Source organism: Salirhabdus salicampi (assembly GCF_024259515.1).
GTDB lineage: Bacteria > Bacillota > Bacilli > Bacillales > Alkalibacillaceae > Salirhabdus_A > Salirhabdus_A salicampi.
In genome coordinates, this window is sequence record NZ_JANBWE010000002.1 from 314,260 (window position 1) to 332,238 (window position 17,979).

Genomic DNA, 17,979 nt, shown 5'->3' on the forward strand with positions numbered 1-17,979 from the left:
ATCCGTATACTTCAATGAAACAATAAAGACAACCAGACATTACAATTCTGTGACACTAAAAGTCTATGACGTTGTCCTATCAAAATATGACTTAAATTTATAAAAATACAAAAAGACACCTTTAAAAGGTGTCATTGTACTTCTGTAAGGTTAGGAGCAAAAATTGGCTCCCCATCTTTTACAGTGTATGGTACAGAATATGCAGGGACAAACGGTTTATGATCAGTTAATAAATACCGAATATCATCACCGTTATTGTATTCATGTTCGTACGTTTGTAAAGCATCGTAAAGATCAATTCGATAATCAATAATTAAATTTCCTTCCGTTGTGATTAAAACAGGAAGGTTATTCCCTGTAAATGGACTGACGACAAAAGGCTTCTGATCCAAACCTAACTTTTCGTAATGAATTTCATATATGCCGGGTCCAACTGAATCTCCAAATGGGGGATACAAATGTTTATTACGATAAAATTCCAGTTTTGTCGCCAGCTGACGAAGGGAATTAGCAAGTCTTAAATCCACTAACTTTACAGTTGGCTGATCCTCTGGATGAATAATTACATATTGATAAGGGCCGCCTTCTTCAAAAGCGTTGCCTGGTGTTGAAGGAATAATATTTTGTTCCTTCAAGTCTTTAAAATGAATGGGATACTTTAAAAATATTTCTGTATCTTTGTCTCTCGTTTTAATAGGAAGCCAACCATTATTCCGTTCACGATATGTATCAATCGCCTCTTGTACCGAGTTTAATTGGATGTCATTTGGCACTTGATTTTTTTCAAGGCGATCTTGTGGGTATAAACATCCAGTAAGGGTAAACATTATAGTCAACATCATGATTATGTTTCTTTTTAACATACTTCATCCTCCATGCTCATGTTGATGGTCCACTAAAGACGACATAGAAAATAATAAGACCAGAAGCCATCAAACATAAATAGGCAATTAGGCCAACAACACCACTTAATATACCTTTTAGCTTGTATCTACTCAATAAAATCAATCCAACTGCCAAAAACATGAAAATCATTCCGGCAAAAGATATATACATTTTCAGCATTCCAACAGACATTAATATACGCTCCTTTACTTTGGCTGAAAATAACCGAACATATTATACCATATCCAGCGAAAGGTTAGCATATAAAAGCCGAGGTGAAGGGGCCATACACCTCGGCTTGACTAAATATTCCCATCCTTGCAACTCGTTATGATTAGTTGCTGCGATTTATTTTATGCTAACTGAAAACCGTTTGTATCATCATGTGCCCAAGCAGCATTAATTCTTAAACATATTTTGTAGTGTATTCATATCCATTGGCACATTTTGCTTTGTAACCATTTCTACAATTTGATCTTCCTTCTCCTTCGGCAATGGTTTATTTGCCATCTTCGCCAGTCGACGTACTAATTGGCGAACCGTTTTTTCATCAGAGAAGTCTGCATTTTTTACCGAATCAGCTATTTTAAATATGTCATTTGTATTCATATTTGCTTTATTTTCTATATGCTCAAATACGTTCTTTTCAAAATCTTTACCCACAAGATTTACCTCCTTGTCAATACTGTTCGTAATAGTATATGCAAGGGGGCATTCGGTGTGAGTTTATGACCTTGTTCCACCTAAAATATTTGATAGGTCTTCCATTTCATGTGTCCGGCCTCTTGTCATAAGTCGGTCCACTACATCCTTCGGATTTTCTTCGTTGAAGAGTACGTGATAAATACCAGAAGTAATAGGCATTTCTTCCCCTTGAGCCTTCGCTAGTTGATAGGCAGCTTTCGTTGTACGTACTCCTTCTACAACCATTCCCATTTCCTCTAAAACTTCTGTTAATTTAAAACCTTTTCCGAGCATATTTCCGGCCCGCCAATTTCGGCTATGGGAGCTCGTACACGTGACAATTAAATCCCCTACTCCTGTAAGACCAGAGAAAGTTAGTGGGTTCGCTCCTAACGAAGTACCTAGCCGAGCAATTTCCGCTAATCCACGTGTAATGAGGGCTGCTTTCGCATTATCCCCATAGTTTAATCCATCTGATATACCAGCACCTAGAGCGATAATATTTTTTAAAGCTCCTCCAAGTTCAACACCGATAATATCTGGATTTGTGTAAACCCGAAAATGTTCGTTAATAAAAAGGTCTTGAGCAACCTCCGCTTCCGTTAAATTATGTGAGGATACGGTTACGGTTGTTGGATGCCTTAAACCAACCTCTTCCGCATGACTTGGTCCTGATAGTACGACAACTCCGTTATGTAAATGGGACGGAATTTCCTCCTCAATAATTTCTGAAACACGCTTGAATGTTCCAGGTTCAATCCCTTTAGCAGCATGAATAATAGTTACTGATTGTTTTAACAGTTGGCTTATTTCTTGACATACTTCACGCATCGCTTTTGTTGGAACAACAAGAACAATGGCGTCCACGTCTACTAATGCTTGTTCCATATCAAAGTGTGCTGTAACATTGTCCGGTAAAGTCACACCATTTAAATATTTTTTATTTTGACGAGAACGATTAATTTCTTCCGCTTGTTCACGACGATGAGTCCATAGCCGCACGTCGTGTTTATTGTCACCTAACACTAAAGATAGGGCAGTTCCCCAGCTCCCTGCTCCTACTACGGCAATTTTTTTCATCTTCTTTCCCCCTCACCTTATTTCCTTTGTCTCGCGTAAATTTTAATTGGTGTACCTTCAAAACCGAATGCCTCTCGAATTCGATTCTCAAGGAAACGTTTATAGGAAAAGTGCATCAATTCAGGGTCATTCACAAATACGACAAATGTTGGCGGTTTTACAGCAACTTGGGTTACATACAATATTTTTAACTTTCTTCCTTTTATTGAAGGAGTTGGATTCATTGCCAGTGCATCGACTATCACTTCATTTAATATATTCGTTTGTACACGTTTTGTATGGTTTTCACTTGCAATAATAATCTTTGGCACTAACGTGTGTAAGCGTTTTTTTGTCTTTGCGGACAGGAAAACAATTGGTGCGTAATCGAGGAACTGAAACTGTTGTCGTACTTTATCCTCGAATTCCTTCATCGTCTTTTCTCCCCGTTCAATCGCATCCCATTTGTTTACGACAATAACAATAGCCTTTCCCGCATCATGTGCATACCCCGCGATATGCTTATCCTGTTCTATAATACCTGTATCAGCATCGAGTGTAACTAAGACAACATCGGATCGTTCAATGGCCTTTAATGCCCTTAATACACTATACTTTTCTGTTGTCTCATAAACTTTTCCTTTTTTCCGCATACCTGCAGTATCAATGATAACAAACTCTTGGCCATCTTTTTCATAGTGGGTATCAATTGCATCGCGTGTTGTTCCTGCAATGTCACTTACAATAACCCTTTCTTCCCCTAACAGAGCATTGACGAGCGATGACTTCCCGACATTTGGTCGCCCGATTAAGCTAAAACGGATTATTTCATCATCTATCTCTTCCTCTTCCCGTTCAGGGAAATGTTTCACAACTTCATCTAATAAGTCCCCTAATCCTAATCCATGTGTACCCGATATTGGGAACGGTTCACCAAAACCTAGTGAATAAAACTCATATACCGTTTCTCTCATTTGTGGGTTGTCCATCTTATTAACAGCAAGAACAATCGGTTTGTTAGATTTATAAAGCATTTTGGCTACTTCTTCATCTGCAGCTGTAATCCCTTGACGTCCATCAACCATATAAATAATGACATCCGCTTCGTCAATCGCCACTTCCGCTTGTTGGCGCATTTGTACTAACAGAGGTTCATCTCCAATTTCAATCCCCCCTGTATCAATTAGGTTAAATTTATTATTTAACCATTCTACCTCAGAATAAATTCTGTCCCTTGTCACACCTGGAACATCTTCCACAATCGATATTCTTTCCCCAACTAATCGGTTAAAAATTGTTGATTTTCCGACATTTGGCTTTCCTACAATAGCAACAGTCGATTTACGCATATCAGTCCATCCTTTATTTATGTTATACAACGTATATTAGTTGTTAAAAACTTATTTTAACTTTTATATTTTAGCAAACGTGGAATAAATAAACAAAGTTTTCTCGTCATACTCCCATTCTTCCACGCTTAGAATGTGTGAATAGTCGATTTATCCTTGAACGAAATGTTTGAACGACATGGATTACGATCATCAGCTTCACAAACAAAACGACGTCCAGTAAATATGTATAATTGCCTATATAGGTTGGAAAACCGTAAGCATACTGAATCATACCGTAAAGCATTTCTCCGAATGATATGCTAATAAACCATATTGCGGCTTTCTCAACTGGATTTTTCACAAATATAGCTAAACATATATAACCTAATAGAACAGATAAAACGGTACTTGATACAAAAAGCCATACAGCGTTTAAGTCATTCCATATTTTCATACCGCAATATCCGAAACTTATACTAATCGCCACAATCAGTGTACTCGTTTTCACTCTGTTGAAAGCAGCTAAAAACATGCCATAAAACAAAACAAAGCATAAAGGGATAAACAAATAAATATCCCCGACAGTTATGTACCAATTTGTACTTATTATTAACAATAAGACCCCAATAGAGTACCAAAATCGATGTTTCTGTTTCACAAACAGAAAGAAAAACACAATCCATAGCATCCATGCAATCCAATAAAAAATTCCGCTTGTCATTGTCAACACCTACCGTTAGTTAGTATAACTAACAAGACGGATCATTAAACCATTTTAAAAAGACACGATTAACGTGTCTTTTTTAACGGCGCTGGTCTAGCCATTCCTTTGTCCTTCCATAAAAAACATGGGGGACATTTTGTAAGTCTTTTACACGGCTTACTCCTAATGTCACCATAGCAATTTTCACTTCTTCATGGATGGTTTCAATTTCCTGCTTTAGTGAAGCGGCTCCTTCATGAAATAAAATTTTCAATAACCGTCCTGCCATACCAAACATATCTGCCCCGGCAACAATGGCCTTCACACCATCCAGACCGTGACGTACACCACCTGAGGCATACACGAATTTGTCCGAATAGACAGCTTTAACCTCTTTAACGGCTACTATTGTCGGAATTCCCCACTGATTGAACGCCTCAACAGGGGTTTGACGACGACGATTTTCAATCTCAGAAAAACGGGTTCCACCTTTTCCACTCACATCGATATAGTCTATGCCAATATCTCTTAATTGTCTTGCTGTTTCTTTCGAAATACCAAACCCCACTTCTTTTACGATTACAGGTACATCCACATGCTTGCGAATGTCTTCAATATTTTGTAACCGACCCGAAAATGTCCGGTCACCCTCAGGCATTATAAGCTCCTGTAGAACATTTAAATGAATTTGAAGGGCATTTGCTTCAACCATATCTATCGCCCTCTTCGCTTGGTCTACTGTCGCCTCACTTCCGATATTGGCAAATATAACACCATCTGGATTTACCTGTCGAACTACTTGAAATGATTTGGTCTGTTCACTGTCTTTTAAAGCCGCCATCTGTGACCCTACTGCCATTGTTATGCCTGTTTCTTTGGCTACTTCTGCAAGTGAACGATTTATATTTTCAGTTTTCTGTCCACCGCCACCGGTCATTGCATTGACAAAAAGTGGCGAACTTAATGAAAGCTCGCCACTTTTTACATTTAACGTTATATCTTTCCAATTTATGTTTGAAAGACTTTGATGGACAATATCCATTTCATCAAAACTACTGAACGTATCTGTTTGTTGAGCTATCGCTTGTTCAATATGTGATACCTTTCTTTGTATACGATCCATCATTTATAACCTCAATTATTTTTTTAATTTACCTAATTGGTCCCCTATTACATCTCCAAGAGAAAAGGTGCTTTGTTCTTGCTCCTTGGTGTACTGTTCAATCTCTTTCTTATTTTCATCATTTTCAACTTCTCTTATACTTAATGATAAACGTTTACTGTCTACATCAACATCTAGTACTTTCGCCTTAACTTTTTGGCCTTCTTTCAGTGCCTCTTGTGGAGTACCAATATGACGGTTAGCAATTTGGGAAATATGAACAAGGCCTTCTACACCAGGTAAGATTTCCACAAAAGCACCGAAATTAACAAGGCGTTGCACAGTACCTTCCACAATCTCTCCAGGTTTCACTTTACCTTCTACACCGCTCCATGGACCAGGTTGTGCTTCTTTTAATGATAGAGAAACTCGTTCATTATCACGATCTACGGATAAAACTTTCACCTTTACTTTATCCCCTTCAGCAACGACATCAGTTGTATTGTTAACATGTTCATGGGAAAGTTGTGATATATGAACAAGACCATCAATGCCACCAATGTCAACAAAAGCACCGAAGTTCGTCGTACGTTGAACAACGCCATCCAGTATTTGCCCTGCTTCAATGTTTTGTAACACTTTTTGTTTTTGTGTCGCTTGTTCGGATTCAACGACTGCTTTATGTGATAAAATCACCCGGTTGTTTTCACGGTTTAACTCAATCACTTTTAACGTTAATGTTTTGCCTTTATACTCTTCTAAGTTTTCCACAAAGAACGTTTCAACATGAGAGGCAGGAATAAATCCACGTAATCCTACATCAACGACTAATCCGCCTTTTACTACCTCTTTTACTTCAGCCTCAAACACTTCACCATCGTCAAGTTTACGTTCTAATTCTTCCCATGCTTTATCAGCTTCGACAGCACGTTTTGATAAAACAAGTTCGTCATTCTCATCATCTATTTTTTTCACCTTTAACGTAACCTCGTCACCTTCTTTAACAACATCCGACGGTTTTTCAACGTGTACGTTGGATAATTCGCTAATAGGTACAACGCCATCTGATTTATAGCCAACATCGACTAAAACTTGTTTATCCTCTACCTTAGTTACCTTTCCTGTTACAACATCCCCAACTGCTAATTGTGTTCCTTGGTTCATTTCTTCCATTCATTAGCCCTCCTTCAATCCGTCAAAAACAAAAATCCTTTTTTCTAACTTCTAATATTTATCGCTTTTTGTCAAGCGGTAAGCGATCATCTTTTATGTCCATCTACTAACTTTTTAATGTCACCCATGATAACATCAACGACTTCTTGTGCCGAAGCCTTTTGCTCCCGTAATTCCTCTATTTGAACAGGTTTGCCGTAAACCACTTTCAGCTTTTTAAATTTTTCATAAGGTCCAATGATTGCACATGGAATCACAACAGCATCAGAACGTAGGGCAAAAAAGCCAGCACCAGCTAATCCCTTTTTTACTTCGCCAGTTTTACTTCTTGTTCCTTCAGGAAAAAGTCCTAATGTTTCTTGTTCTTTTAATACATTTAGCGCTTTTCGCAATGCTTCACGATCCCGCATGCCCCGTTTTACAGGAAATGCTTTTACATTTCGCAATATCCACCCAATCCCTTTTTTATGAAACAATTCTTCCTTTGCCATAAAATGAACAGGTCTAGGACAAGTGATTCCTACTAACGGAGGATCCAAATTAGAAATATGATTAGAACAAACAATAACAGAACCTTTTTTTGGTATATTCTCTCTACCTACTACTTCTATTCGATATAAAAACCGGTAAATAATGGAACAAATAAATTTTCCTAATCCGTATAACAAAATTAATCACCTATCTTCGTTCGTTTTTCATCTGCGATTAGTAGGATGCGATCAGCTACTTCTTCGATCGAAAGTGACGTAGTATCAATTTCAATCGCATCATCTGCTTTAATTAATGGGGCAACCTCACGTTGTGAATCAAGTTTATCTCGTTGGCTAATTTCGTCTTTTAATTGTGCTAAGTCAGAAGGAAACCCTTTTTTTACATTTTCATGATGTCGTCGTAATGCTCTCTCTTCTACCGAGGCAATTAAGAAGATTTTCACTTCTGCATCAGGGATAACATGGGTTCCAATATCCCTTCCATCCATGACGACTCCCCGGTGCTCTGCTAACCGTTTTTGCCTATTGACCATTTCTTCTCGAATACTACGGTGTTTTGCCACAATAGATACTTGTGTTGTTACCGCTTGATTTCGAATATCTGTTGTCACATCTTCATTATCAAGTAGCACAATTTGCTCTTCTTCAGATTGACGGAAGGATATGTTCGTATTAAGGAGCAATTCTTTCAACCCTTCTTCGTCTTCAACATCTACACCTGTTTGCAACGCCTTCAGTGTAATAGCCCTGTACATTGCACCTGTGTCAATGTACACATACGTTAATCGTTTTGCTACAATCTTTGCCACTGTGCTTTTTCCCGCAGCAGCGGGGCCATCGATGGCAATCGCAATTTTCCCTTTGCTCATGTATGTACCTCCTTGTTTTCTCCTAAACAAAGAAAAAGCAGGTTTCCCCCTGCTATTATGTCTACAAAATCATATCATATTGATGGAAAAGATGCTATTATTCCCCTTCAAATACTCCTATATATTCATAAATTGGATTGAAATACATATTTATGTCTGTGTTTAATAAAACCCATTGGGTAATCAAGAGTAAAATAGCATGACAAATGAGAAACAAGTTCAGGATGCGTTCCAACTTTTTCACTATGACCATCCTTTTTTTGTCCTTATCTTTTCCTCATTTCTTTTAATTATTCCGGATATTGTACTTCCTGCCCCGTTTTTCCAATTGCTTTTCAAAACAATACCGAATAATTTCTTGTTGATCTTGTTCGATAATGTCGGTGAATTGTAAAGAGGCGTACTCCACCGTTTCATTCTCGTCTGTATCATAAAATATGCGAACAACCTTTGCCCTTGCATTAATGTAATGATATTCATTAGATTTGAATGGCAGTACGAGCCATACGTGTATTATAGATCCTTTTTGAATAAACGGTGTATGGCCAGTCTCAATTGCTAAACCTCCCCCACTTAAATCCACTGTTTTAGTCGTAAAAGGAGAGAATGTTTGATGAGAATCTCGAACAGAAACATCTAACTCTGCAGGAACCCGAAGAAATTTCCTTCTTTGGATTTTCATGAGCTGGTCATCACCTGGATACGACATATGAAGTACCGGTGCTTGTTCATTTCCCCTTCCTGTTACTTCCGTTCGGAAAGTATAAACCGCTTCATCCTTCCCAAGAAACTTTGCGATACATTCTGTTCCAGTAAAAAGAAACTCCGGCTTACCGGTCTCTGGATTGACTGGATACTCAATATGAAGCGTTTGGTCATGTATATCTACAATTTCAGTTGTAAATGGTTGTCGGTCCCGAAAATCATCTTGAGCTAATGCTAACGTTAATTTGGCGCCTACATAAATCAATGAAATCCCTCTTCCTAAAAAAACGGTTTATATGATTTTATTATGACAAAAAAGGAAGGAAAGAGAAAGATAAAAAACGGACTTGATTAACACAAGTCCGCTTCTGATTACGCTGCTCGTTCAAAGTTTATTTCTGTCTGTTTCATTTTTTCTACTTGCTCTTCAAATCCGTCTTGAGCGTTAATGTAAATTCTATATGTTTCATCACCTAATGTACCGAAGAATTCATAACAAAGTACTTCATCACCTAAATCATTCACAATAACTGCCATTCCGTCTTCTTGAATTTCTACATTCGGATTTACTTTCGCCATTGCTTCTTCTTTTGTTAGCTTCGGTTCATCCAAATCCCGGTCATGGTGATTTACGATATACTCTCTAGCTGATATACCAATAATATCCCCATTATCTAAGGCGACCTTAACTTGAACCGAATCCGGGTAAATTTTCACCCCATCTTGTGTATATACAAAAGAGTATACCCCTACATTGTTAAATTGCACACTATTAAATGCTTCCATATTGTCGTAGCCTTGTTTCTTTAAGAAAGAAGAGGCTTTATTCATTCCATCATGTAAACTTAAAGATTGTTCTTTTAAATCTCGATTTTGTATCATCGAAATAATATATCCACCTGTTTCTGTAATGTCTAAATATCCATGTTTTCCGTTTTCGTCAAAGGAGGCAGAAAACATTTTGATATCCGCCCCATCACCGGTGGACGTTATTTTTACGTTTGTATTCTGTTCTAAATCAAACACATCTTTTACGATGGATCTGACGTCGTCTTCATTCACTTTCTTACCTTTTATTTCAATTTTTCCTTCTTCTTTCTTATTTAATATTCCTGTCAGTTCGGTTTGCATGGATCCTTCGGAATATTCTTCTACACTCTTTTCAACTGTTTGAAAGCCATCAATGATCGTGTTATCCGCTTGTTTATCTTTAGTCGCTAATGCAATTTGGACATCCATCCAACGTAAGTTTTCTTTTAATACGATATGTTGTACTTGCCGTAACTCCCTGCGGATTTCTCCAGATTGCTGGTATAAGCTTTCCAACATTTTTACTTCTTCATCAGTAAGGGGATCATCATCCAGTCCCCTTACCGCAGTACGGTAAGAAAATTCTCCTATATTGGACAAAAACTCTTCTGTTTTATTAAAAGGTAAGAGAGCTAAGGGTAATTGCCCAACTTCTGAATGGGCTTCAGATGTTAAACGCCATATTTCAGCAAGTTGAGGAGATAGGCTGCTTGCCGAATTCATAGCTAAAACTGTACCAATTTCATCGTGTATTAAATCAATATGGTATGTTAGATCGTGGAACGCTCGCTGATAGTTGTTCTCAGCTTGGATTAATATTGCATTCTTTTCTTGGTGCTCTTGGTAACCCCAGACAGCCACACCGATTACAAGTACTGATAATACCGAGATGATTATCCAGCGAAACATGATGTCACTCCTTTCCAACTACTTACAAAAGATATGTTGACCGATTCGCTTAATTTGTGGTCGAGAAAAAATCCATGAGGATGTAGCAGTTCTTGGATTATAGTAATATAGAGCATCACCGGATGGGTCCCAACCATTAATTGCATCGATAACCGCTTGTCGTGCAGTATCGTCTGGCGTTAACCATATTTGTCCATCAGAAACAGCTGTAAAAGCTCTTGGTTCAAATATGACTCCCGATACTGTGTTAGGGAATGTAGCACTTTCGACACGGTTTAATATTACCGCCGCAACCGCTACCTTTCCTACATAAGGCTCTCCTCTTGCCTCACCGTGGACCGCATTTGCCATTAACCGAATATCATTTTGTGAGTAACCATTTGGAATGTTTTGTGAAGCAGGTTCAGGACTTTCTTCGTTCCCTTGCTCTTCGTTTTGCGGGGGAGTCTGATCGTCTGCCCCACCATTGTTCTGCTGTTGTTGAACATTTGGTTCACCAGCATCACCGGGTTGTTCTGTTCCTTGGTTTGGTTGTTGTTGTAGCTCTTGACCTTCGTTATTTGGCTGCTCCGTTCCTTGATTGTTTGGTTGTTGTTCTGCACCTTGATTATTGGGCTGGTCTGACCCTTGATTGTTTTTCTTTTGAATACCTTGGTCATTTTGCTGTGGTGTCGTTTCGTTTTGTTTCAGTGGGACATTCTTCTTTAAATCAATTTTTCGTTTTGTCTGCTTTTCAAGTGCCATACCACCGTAATGGGTGAATTCGTTACCTTCACGTAATTGCTTAAAAACCCAATCCTTATGGTATTCTGTTGCACGTTCTAACATTTCTTTCGTTTTCTCACCAACTAAACCGTCTACTTTCCGTAGACCAAATTCTTTCTGGAAGTTCCGTACAGCCCAATATGTTCCCCATTGAAATACGCCATCAATATCACCGTGATAAAAACCGATATATTGCAGTCTAGCCTGCAATTCAATAACGTCATCTCCAGAGGATCCTCTTTGTAGAATACGAGGGCTAAATGCTTCTGATGTATTATTCTTATCAAAATGAGATAGAGGAATAATTGACAAAAACAACAGGGTTAATAGGAAACAAATAAACATTTTCATTTTCATTGCGATTCCTCCTGTTAGTAAAAACAACTTGATTTCCTTTATATGTTTTGTTGAATCACTATTTTTATACAAAAAAAGCCCACCTCACAAGAGGCGGGACGGAATTCTATGAAATGTGTGATCAGAGAAATAAGAAAATCAAAAAATGTTTAAAAGACAACGGATTCATTCGAGGCTAACAATACTCCGAGCTTAATGCGGGCCTTTTTACTGTCATAATCACTTCCTAGTATGGCTCCTCTATTAACAAGATCGTACGCACTGCCTTCATAATCATATGTTGTATAAACGGCACCTTCTTCCGAACTAGTCGTAATGACGACTGTAACACCAGCGTTTATAGTTTTTTCCACTTCTTCCATCATAAATGGGGAGACTTGCCCCCGCCCTACCCCTTCTATAACAATTCCTTCTGCTCCATTTTCTCTTGCAGCTTTAATAAAAGTACCGTCGATGTTCATATACGTCTTCACAATATCCACCTTTGGTATTGCCCTCTTAAGTTTATATGCGTCCCTTTTGACAGGCAATTGAAACACTTGTACTTTATCATTATCAATAATTCCTAAATACCCGAAACCAAATGCATTAAAACCTTGTATATTAGAGGCATGTTCTTTCTTCACATATTTTGCTGCAAATATACGCTCATTAAATACGACAACTGTCCCCACGCGAACAAGTTGTTCAGAACATGCGGTATAAATTGCATGTCGTAAATTAATAAAAACGTCGCTCCCTAAGTCTAAGGGTGAACGCTGTGAGCCAGTGACTACAACTGGACGATCATCTTGAACGGTTAAATCAAGAAAGTAGGCTGTTTCTTCTAACGAGTCCGTTCCGTGGGTAACGACAACTCCTGAAACATCATTACTTTGAAAATGAAAATCAATCCGTTCTTGTAATTGTTTTAAGTCCACAAATGTAAGATGCATGCTCGGTTTTTGGAACAATGAATCAACTTGAATTTCAATTTCTTCCGGTAAGTTACAAATTTTTGCTAGTTCCTCCCCAGTCATTGCGCCTGAGGTTAATTTACCTGACGCTTCATTTGGTACACTAGCAATGGTTCCCCCTGTTGTAATGAGTACGACCTTTTTCATCATCTCTCTCCCTTACTTCGTCAATTCGCGTATACGTTTCGCAATTAAACCACCATGAAATCTGCCGTTTTCAATAAAAATCTCGTTATTATTATAGCCTGCGGCAATCACACCCGCGACAAAAATCTGTGGAATGTTCGTTTCCATTGTATCCGGATTAAATTGAGGCCTTCCACTCTCTTGATCGATTTCAATTCCCATTTTGGTTAAAAAGCTTTGATCTGGATGGTAGCCAGTCATCGCAAATACGAAATCATTATCAATAGCTTTCTCTTCTCCATCTACTTCATAATACACCTTATCTTCCGTTATCGATAATACTTCCGCATTAAATACCATTTTAATTTTCTCATGTCGAACTAACGAATCAAATAATGGGAGGATCCACGGTTTAACACTTTTTGAATACTCACTTCCTCGGTATAGGACAGTGACATTCGCTCCAGCTTTTTCTAATTCTAACGTAGCATCAACAGCGGAATTCTTTCCGCCGATCACAGCGACATTTTGGTTGAAATAAGGGTGTGCCTCATGAAAGTAATGTGATACTTTCGCTAATTCTTCTCCTGGAACACCTAGAATATTTGGTTGATCGTAATAACCTGTTGCTATGATCACAAACTTAGCACGATAGGCCTTCTCTTCACCAGTTTGTTTTATTGAATGAATAATAAATTCATTGTCCTGTTTATGAACATTCGTCACTTTTTCGTACGAATGAACACGAATGTTTTTTCGTTGAGCGACTGTCCGGTAATATGTTAACGCTTCGTTTCTGACCGGTTTTTGTTTTTCTGATATAAAAGGAACATTTCCAATTTCTAATTTATCACTTGAACTAAAAAACGTTTGATGAGTCGGATAGTGATAAATAGAGTTTACAACATTTCCTTTTTCTATAAGCAAGGGGTTAATCCCAATTTTTTGCAGTTCAAGTGCAGCAGAAATACCACATGGTCCTGCACCAACAATAATCACTTGCTCTTCTTGCATGGTTTTTCAACTCCCCTAATATGTTAAATGACATCTATATCATCATATGTAATAAACAAAAAACATCCCCTACCATCATCATGATAGGAGATGCTTTATAAATAATCAACAGATAACCATTAAATCCAACCGCGGAATCGGGCTGCTTCAGCCATTTTACGTACGCCCACCATATATGCAGCTAATCGCATATCAATTTTTCGATTTTGCGACGTATCGTACACATTATTAAATGCTTTCACGATGACTTTCTTTAATTTTTCTTCCACTTCTTCTTCCGTCCAGTAATAACCTTGGTTATTTTGCACCCATTCAAAGTATGAAACAGTAACTCCGCCAGCTGATGCTAATACATCCGGCACGAGTAAAATACCTCGTTCTGATAATATTTTCGTCGCTCCTAACGTAGTGGGACCATTTGCTGCTTCCACAATGATACTTGCTTTAATGTCATGAGCATTTTTTTCCGTAATTTGGTTAGCAATCGCCGCTGGAACGAGAATGTCACAGTCTAGTTCTAACATCTCGTCGTTCGATAACGTCTCATCAAATAAATTTGTCACAGTTCCAAAACTGTCACGTCGATCTAATAAATAGTCTATATCCAGGCCATTCGGGTCATGAATCGCACCTTGTGCATCGGATATCGCAATTACTTTTGCACCTGCATCGTGCATAAATTTGGCCAAAAAGCCTCCTGCATTACCGAATCCTTGAACGATCACTCGAGCACCTTGTATATCAATGCCTTTTTTCTTTGCTGCTTCTTCAATACAAATGGTTACACCTCTAGCCGTTGCAGTTTCACGTCCATGTGAACCTCCAAGTACCAGTGGTTTCCCTGTTATAAATCCTGGATTGTTAAATTCGTCAATCCGACTATATTCATCCATCATCCAAGCCATAATTTGAGAGTTTGTAAATACATCCGGGGCAGGTATATCTTTTGTTGGCCCAACGATTTGGCTAATCGCTCGGACATAACCACGACTTAATCGTTCCAGCTCACGGAAGGACATTTCCCGTGGGTCACAGACGATACCACCCTTACCTCCACCGTATGGTAAATCTACAATACCAGCTTTTAAACTCATCCAAATGGATAACGCTTTTACTTCTTTTTCGTTAACATCTGGGTGGAATCTAACTCCACCTTTTGTTGGCCCAACAGCATCATTATGTTGTGCACGGTATCCTGTAAAAACTGTCACCGTACCGTTATCCATTCGAACGGGTATCCGAACTGTCATTAATCTTACAGGTTCCCTCAATAATTCATACGCCTCATCCGGATAACCCAATTTATCTAAAGCACTCCGTATTACGGTTTGTGTTGATCTTAGAACATCCATATTCTCCTTGTTCTCTTTCGAAGAATCTGCTGGTTTGTCGGCTACCATTTACTTACCTCCTATGAAATATCAATAACTCCTAAATGATTCCTGCTTTCAAAAAATAGTATACACCTTCATAGTGAATATGCAACAAATACCATTCACTTTTTCCGTTTTTCTAAGAATAATCCCGAAAGCGATTTCATTATAATTCTATATCCTTATTGTTGCAACGATATGTGAATAAATTTTTCAATCATATCTTCATAGGAAATACCAACAGCTTTTGCTGCGTCAGGAAATAAACTTGTCGGAGTCATACCTGGTAAAGTATTAACCTCAAGGATAAAAGGGATGTTTTCTTCCGTGACGATAAAATCTACACGTGAATATGTTTCACATCCCATCAATTGATGGGCTAACACTGCATATTTTTGAATAGTAGCGGCTATATCATCATCCAGTTTAGCGGGTACAATATGTTCACTACCTCCGACCTTATATTTTGATTCGTAATCGTAATAGTCGTTCTTCGGAATAATTTCAATGATCGGTAAAGCTTCTTCTTTTCCTTTTTCGCCCCAAACTGCTACCGTAACTTCTCTTCCTTTTACATAATCTTCTACAATAATTTCATCATCATGTTGAAAGCCTTCTGCAATGGCTTTTCCAATATCGTCTTCATTTTGGACAATCGTTAAACCGAGTGTGGAACCCTCTTGATTAGGTTTAATAACGAAAGGTGGCGTAAAATGTTGTAACACTTGCTCCCGTAGCGTACCATCGTTTTCGTATTTTGCATAAGTTCTACTTTTGGCAGTTGGTATACCGTTATAATCAAATATTTGCTTTGCCTTTGATTTATCCATTGCCAGTGCGGATGCAAGAACACCGGATCCGACATACGGTATGTTAGCCATATCTAATACACTTTGGACTTTTCCATCTTCTCCATATTTCCCATGCAATCCAATAAACACTAGATCTACATCTAATTTTGTTATTTCCGTTATATGATTAGGATGAAAGTCAATACCTATTACCTCATGTCCTTTAGCTTTTAAGGCGTTCATCATTCCTGTACCTGTAGACAAGGAAACCTCTCGTTCTCCAGAAACACCTCCGTACAATACTGCTATCTTCATCCAGCACACTCCTATCTTATGAAACTCAGTTTCACTTCATATTACCATGTTTTGTACATGTGAAAAACATAACTAACGAACCGGGTTATGAAGCAAAATATTTCACGACTTCCTCAATCGCATTTCTTTTTACGATTTCTTTTCCGTATTCTTGTAATCGAATGGACGTCACTGTACTTGGTGACGAATATTCAGACATTATAGCAATAAGATCTTCACGATTTAAACGAGTTAACTGTTGTTCATCAAGATGCATATAATATTGCTGTTCCATATGGTAAATATCTCCTCCCGAAACCCCTATACGGTGGAGTCGATGACAAAGACCAATCACCGATTCGAAAGAAGCGAATGAAAAAATAAATTCTTTACTTTCATCTAAGGTCACTTTCATTTCAATAAACTCATCATCTACATAATCTAAATCTTGTGTAACAACAATAAGCATACCTTGCGCATTTAATAAATGCACTTGCACTAAAATAACCCCATCTAGATCTATACCAAGCTCTTCGCTAGCTTCAAAAAGCATCTCTTGAAATAAACGATGTGCTTGCGGAAAGTCATACCATAGTTCTTCCCGAGAAAAACCCCGTTCCTCTAAATCATCAAAGGTGAGGAAAATCTTAAATTTATTAACGCCTAGACGTTCTAACCGCATGGCAACACCCCCGCCTAATTGTATTAATATTAGTTTATGTTATGCTCATCGAAAAAGTTGCATGTTCTTCATGAACTGTTTTACTATTTTTCCTTTTGGAGATGGAAAACGTGACATTCGGCATTCGTTCCTAATCGTAGTGGTAAATTCGTTGTACCATATCCCTCGCTAACAAACATATAAGTGTTCCCTTTTTTTCTTAGACCACCTTTTGGATATAACCCCCATCCAAATAATCGAATTTGTCCTCCATGGGTATGTCCGCTAAACATCACATTCGTCTTACTTTTTTGTTGATCAGATAATATGTCAAAAGCTGATGGATCATGTGCTGCTAATATTACGTAGTCCCCAATACGACTGTATGGTTCATTCGGTTGTGCTGAACGATATTTCAAACAGTCTAATCCTACTAAGCTAATCCTTTTGTTCTCCATTTCGAATTGAACAAGGTCATTCGTTAAAGCATGTACACGATGTTTCATTAGTAGTGCGTCTAAATCTTGGTACTTTGCCTCGTAATCATTATTGCCCCATACAAAATAGATTGGTGCGCGTAACTCCTTTAAGGAAATAATGTTTTTCTCTACTTGTTCAAGGGGAACCCCCTGTTCCCACAGGTCTCCTCCAATAAGAACAAGGTCAATATGTTTTCTCTTCACTTGGATTAATGTATTTTGTTGAATTAACCGTCTATGTACATCTGATATAAAAAATATCGTCAACCCTTGTTCAACGGGAAAGTGAGGATCTTTTATGGTACGGATGTCTAGAACGTCATGGTGTGCTCTACGAAACATATAAAAGATTACGCTAACTCCAATGATAATAAACAACAAAAAGATCGTTAACATGAACAGATTCCTCTCAATCGAACCTATATTGATTTCATCTTAAGAT

20 protein-coding genes are annotated in these 17,979 nt (G+C 38.1%); all 20 read right to left on the reverse strand.

The features are described 5' to 3' along the window. Positions 1-131: 131 nt before the first annotated feature. A complete protein-coding gene (locus tag NLW78_RS07635; protein WP_254496461.1) occupies positions 132-863 on the reverse strand; it encodes a YphF family lipoprotein in 732 nt (243 codons plus the stop codon). A gap of 16 nt (positions 864-879) precedes the next feature. Continuing rightward, on the reverse strand, positions 880-1,077 hold the full coding sequence (locus tag NLW78_RS07640) for a DUF2768 domain-containing protein (RefSeq protein WP_254496462.1): 198 nt from the start codon (positions 1,075-1,077) through the stop codon (positions 880-882). Between the two features lie 207 nt (positions 1,078-1,284). Next, positions 1,285-1,548, reverse strand: coding sequence for a stage VI sporulation protein F (locus NLW78_RS07645; protein WP_367617662.1), 264 nt, complete (start codon positions 1,546-1,548; stop codon positions 1,285-1,287). A gap of 63 nt (positions 1,549-1,611) precedes the next feature. Then, the gene (locus tag NLW78_RS07650; RefSeq protein WP_254496463.1) at positions 1,612-2,649 is read right to left on the reverse strand and encodes an NAD(P)H-dependent glycerol-3-phosphate dehydrogenase; all 1,038 of its coding nucleotides are present in this window, start codon (positions 2,647-2,649) and stop codon (positions 1,612-1,614) included. 17 nt (positions 2,650-2,666) lie between these two features. Then, complete coding sequence (gene der, locus NLW78_RS07655; RefSeq protein WP_254496464.1) at positions 2,667-3,977, reverse strand: ribosome biogenesis GTPase Der; 1,311 nt, start codon at positions 3,975-3,977, stop codon at positions 2,667-2,669. A gap of 106 nt (positions 3,978-4,083) precedes the next feature. Continuing rightward, positions 4,084-4,680 carry a YphA family membrane protein gene (locus NLW78_RS07660; RefSeq protein WP_254496465.1) on the reverse strand — a complete coding sequence of 199 codons (597 nt, stop codon included), beginning with the start codon at positions 4,678-4,680 and terminating at the stop codon, positions 4,084-4,086. 82 nt (positions 4,681-4,762) lie between these two features. Then, on the reverse strand, positions 4,763-5,785 hold the full coding sequence (gene fni, locus NLW78_RS07665) for a type 2 isopentenyl-diphosphate Delta-isomerase (protein WP_254496466.1): 1,023 nt from the start codon (positions 5,783-5,785) through the stop codon (positions 4,763-4,765). Between the two features lie 15 nt (positions 5,786-5,800). Next, entirely contained in the window at positions 5,801-6,937 is a 1,137-nt protein-coding gene (rpsA, locus tag NLW78_RS07670) for a 30S ribosomal protein S1 (RefSeq protein ID WP_254496467.1), read from the reverse strand. 86 nt (positions 6,938-7,023) lie between these two features. Next, complete coding sequence (locus tag NLW78_RS07675; protein ID WP_254496959.1) at positions 7,024-7,608, reverse strand: lysophospholipid acyltransferase family protein; 585 nt, start codon at positions 7,606-7,608, stop codon at positions 7,024-7,026. Then, positions 7,608-8,297, reverse strand: a complete 690-nt coding sequence (gene cmk / locus NLW78_RS07680) for a (d)CMP kinase (RefSeq protein WP_254496468.1) — start codon at positions 8,295-8,297, stop codon at positions 7,608-7,610. The genes NLW78_RS07675 and cmk overlap by 1 nt, the downstream gene beginning before the upstream one ends. Before the next feature lie 97 nt (positions 8,298-8,394). Continuing rightward, on the reverse strand, positions 8,395-8,550 hold the full coding sequence (locus tag NLW78_RS15660) for a DUF5359 family protein (protein WP_367617663.1): 156 nt from the start codon (positions 8,548-8,550) through the stop codon (positions 8,395-8,397). Positions 8,551-8,583: 33 nt separating this feature from the next. Next, complete coding sequence (locus NLW78_RS07685) at positions 8,584-9,267, reverse strand: flagellar brake protein (protein ID WP_254496469.1); 684 nt, start codon at positions 9,265-9,267, stop codon at positions 8,584-8,586. A 107-nt stretch (positions 9,268-9,374) separates the two neighbouring features. Further along, positions 9,375-10,721 carry a germination protein YpeB gene (gene ypeB / locus NLW78_RS07690; protein ID WP_254496470.1) on the reverse strand — a complete coding sequence of 449 codons (1,347 nt, stop codon included), beginning with the start codon at positions 10,719-10,721 and terminating at the stop codon, positions 9,375-9,377. 18 nt (positions 10,722-10,739) lie between these two features. Next, the gene (gene sleB, locus NLW78_RS07695; RefSeq protein WP_254496471.1) at positions 10,740-11,843 is read right to left on the reverse strand and encodes a spore cortex-lytic enzyme; all 1,104 of its coding nucleotides are present in this window, start codon (positions 11,841-11,843) and stop codon (positions 10,740-10,742) included. Positions 11,844-11,992: 149 nt separating this feature from the next. After that, entirely contained in the window at positions 11,993-12,949 is a 957-nt protein-coding gene (locus tag NLW78_RS07700; RefSeq protein WP_254496472.1) for an asparaginase, read from the reverse strand. A 9-nt stretch (positions 12,950-12,958) separates the two neighbouring features. Next, a complete protein-coding gene (locus NLW78_RS07705; protein WP_254496473.1) occupies positions 12,959-13,939 on the reverse strand; it encodes a YpdA family putative bacillithiol disulfide reductase in 981 nt (326 codons plus the stop codon). A 119-nt stretch (positions 13,940-14,058) separates the two neighbouring features. Then, positions 14,059-15,339, reverse strand: a complete 1,281-nt coding sequence (locus NLW78_RS07710; RefSeq protein ID WP_254496474.1) for a Glu/Leu/Phe/Val family dehydrogenase — start codon at positions 15,337-15,339, stop codon at positions 14,059-14,061. A gap of 155 nt (positions 15,340-15,494) precedes the next feature. Beyond that, entirely contained in the window at positions 15,495-16,418 is a 924-nt protein-coding gene (locus NLW78_RS07715; protein WP_254496475.1) for a D-alanine--D-alanine ligase family protein, read from the reverse strand. 85 nt (positions 16,419-16,503) lie between these two features. Continuing rightward, positions 16,504-17,079, reverse strand: a complete 576-nt coding sequence (locus NLW78_RS07720) for a genetic competence negative regulator (protein ID WP_254496476.1) — start codon at positions 17,077-17,079, stop codon at positions 16,504-16,506. Between the two features lie 83 nt (positions 17,080-17,162). Next, positions 17,163-17,933 carry a metallophosphoesterase gene (locus NLW78_RS07725; RefSeq protein ID WP_254496477.1) on the reverse strand — a complete coding sequence of 257 codons (771 nt, stop codon included), beginning with the start codon at positions 17,931-17,933 and terminating at the stop codon, positions 17,163-17,165. Positions 17,934-17,979: the final 46 nt, after the last annotated feature.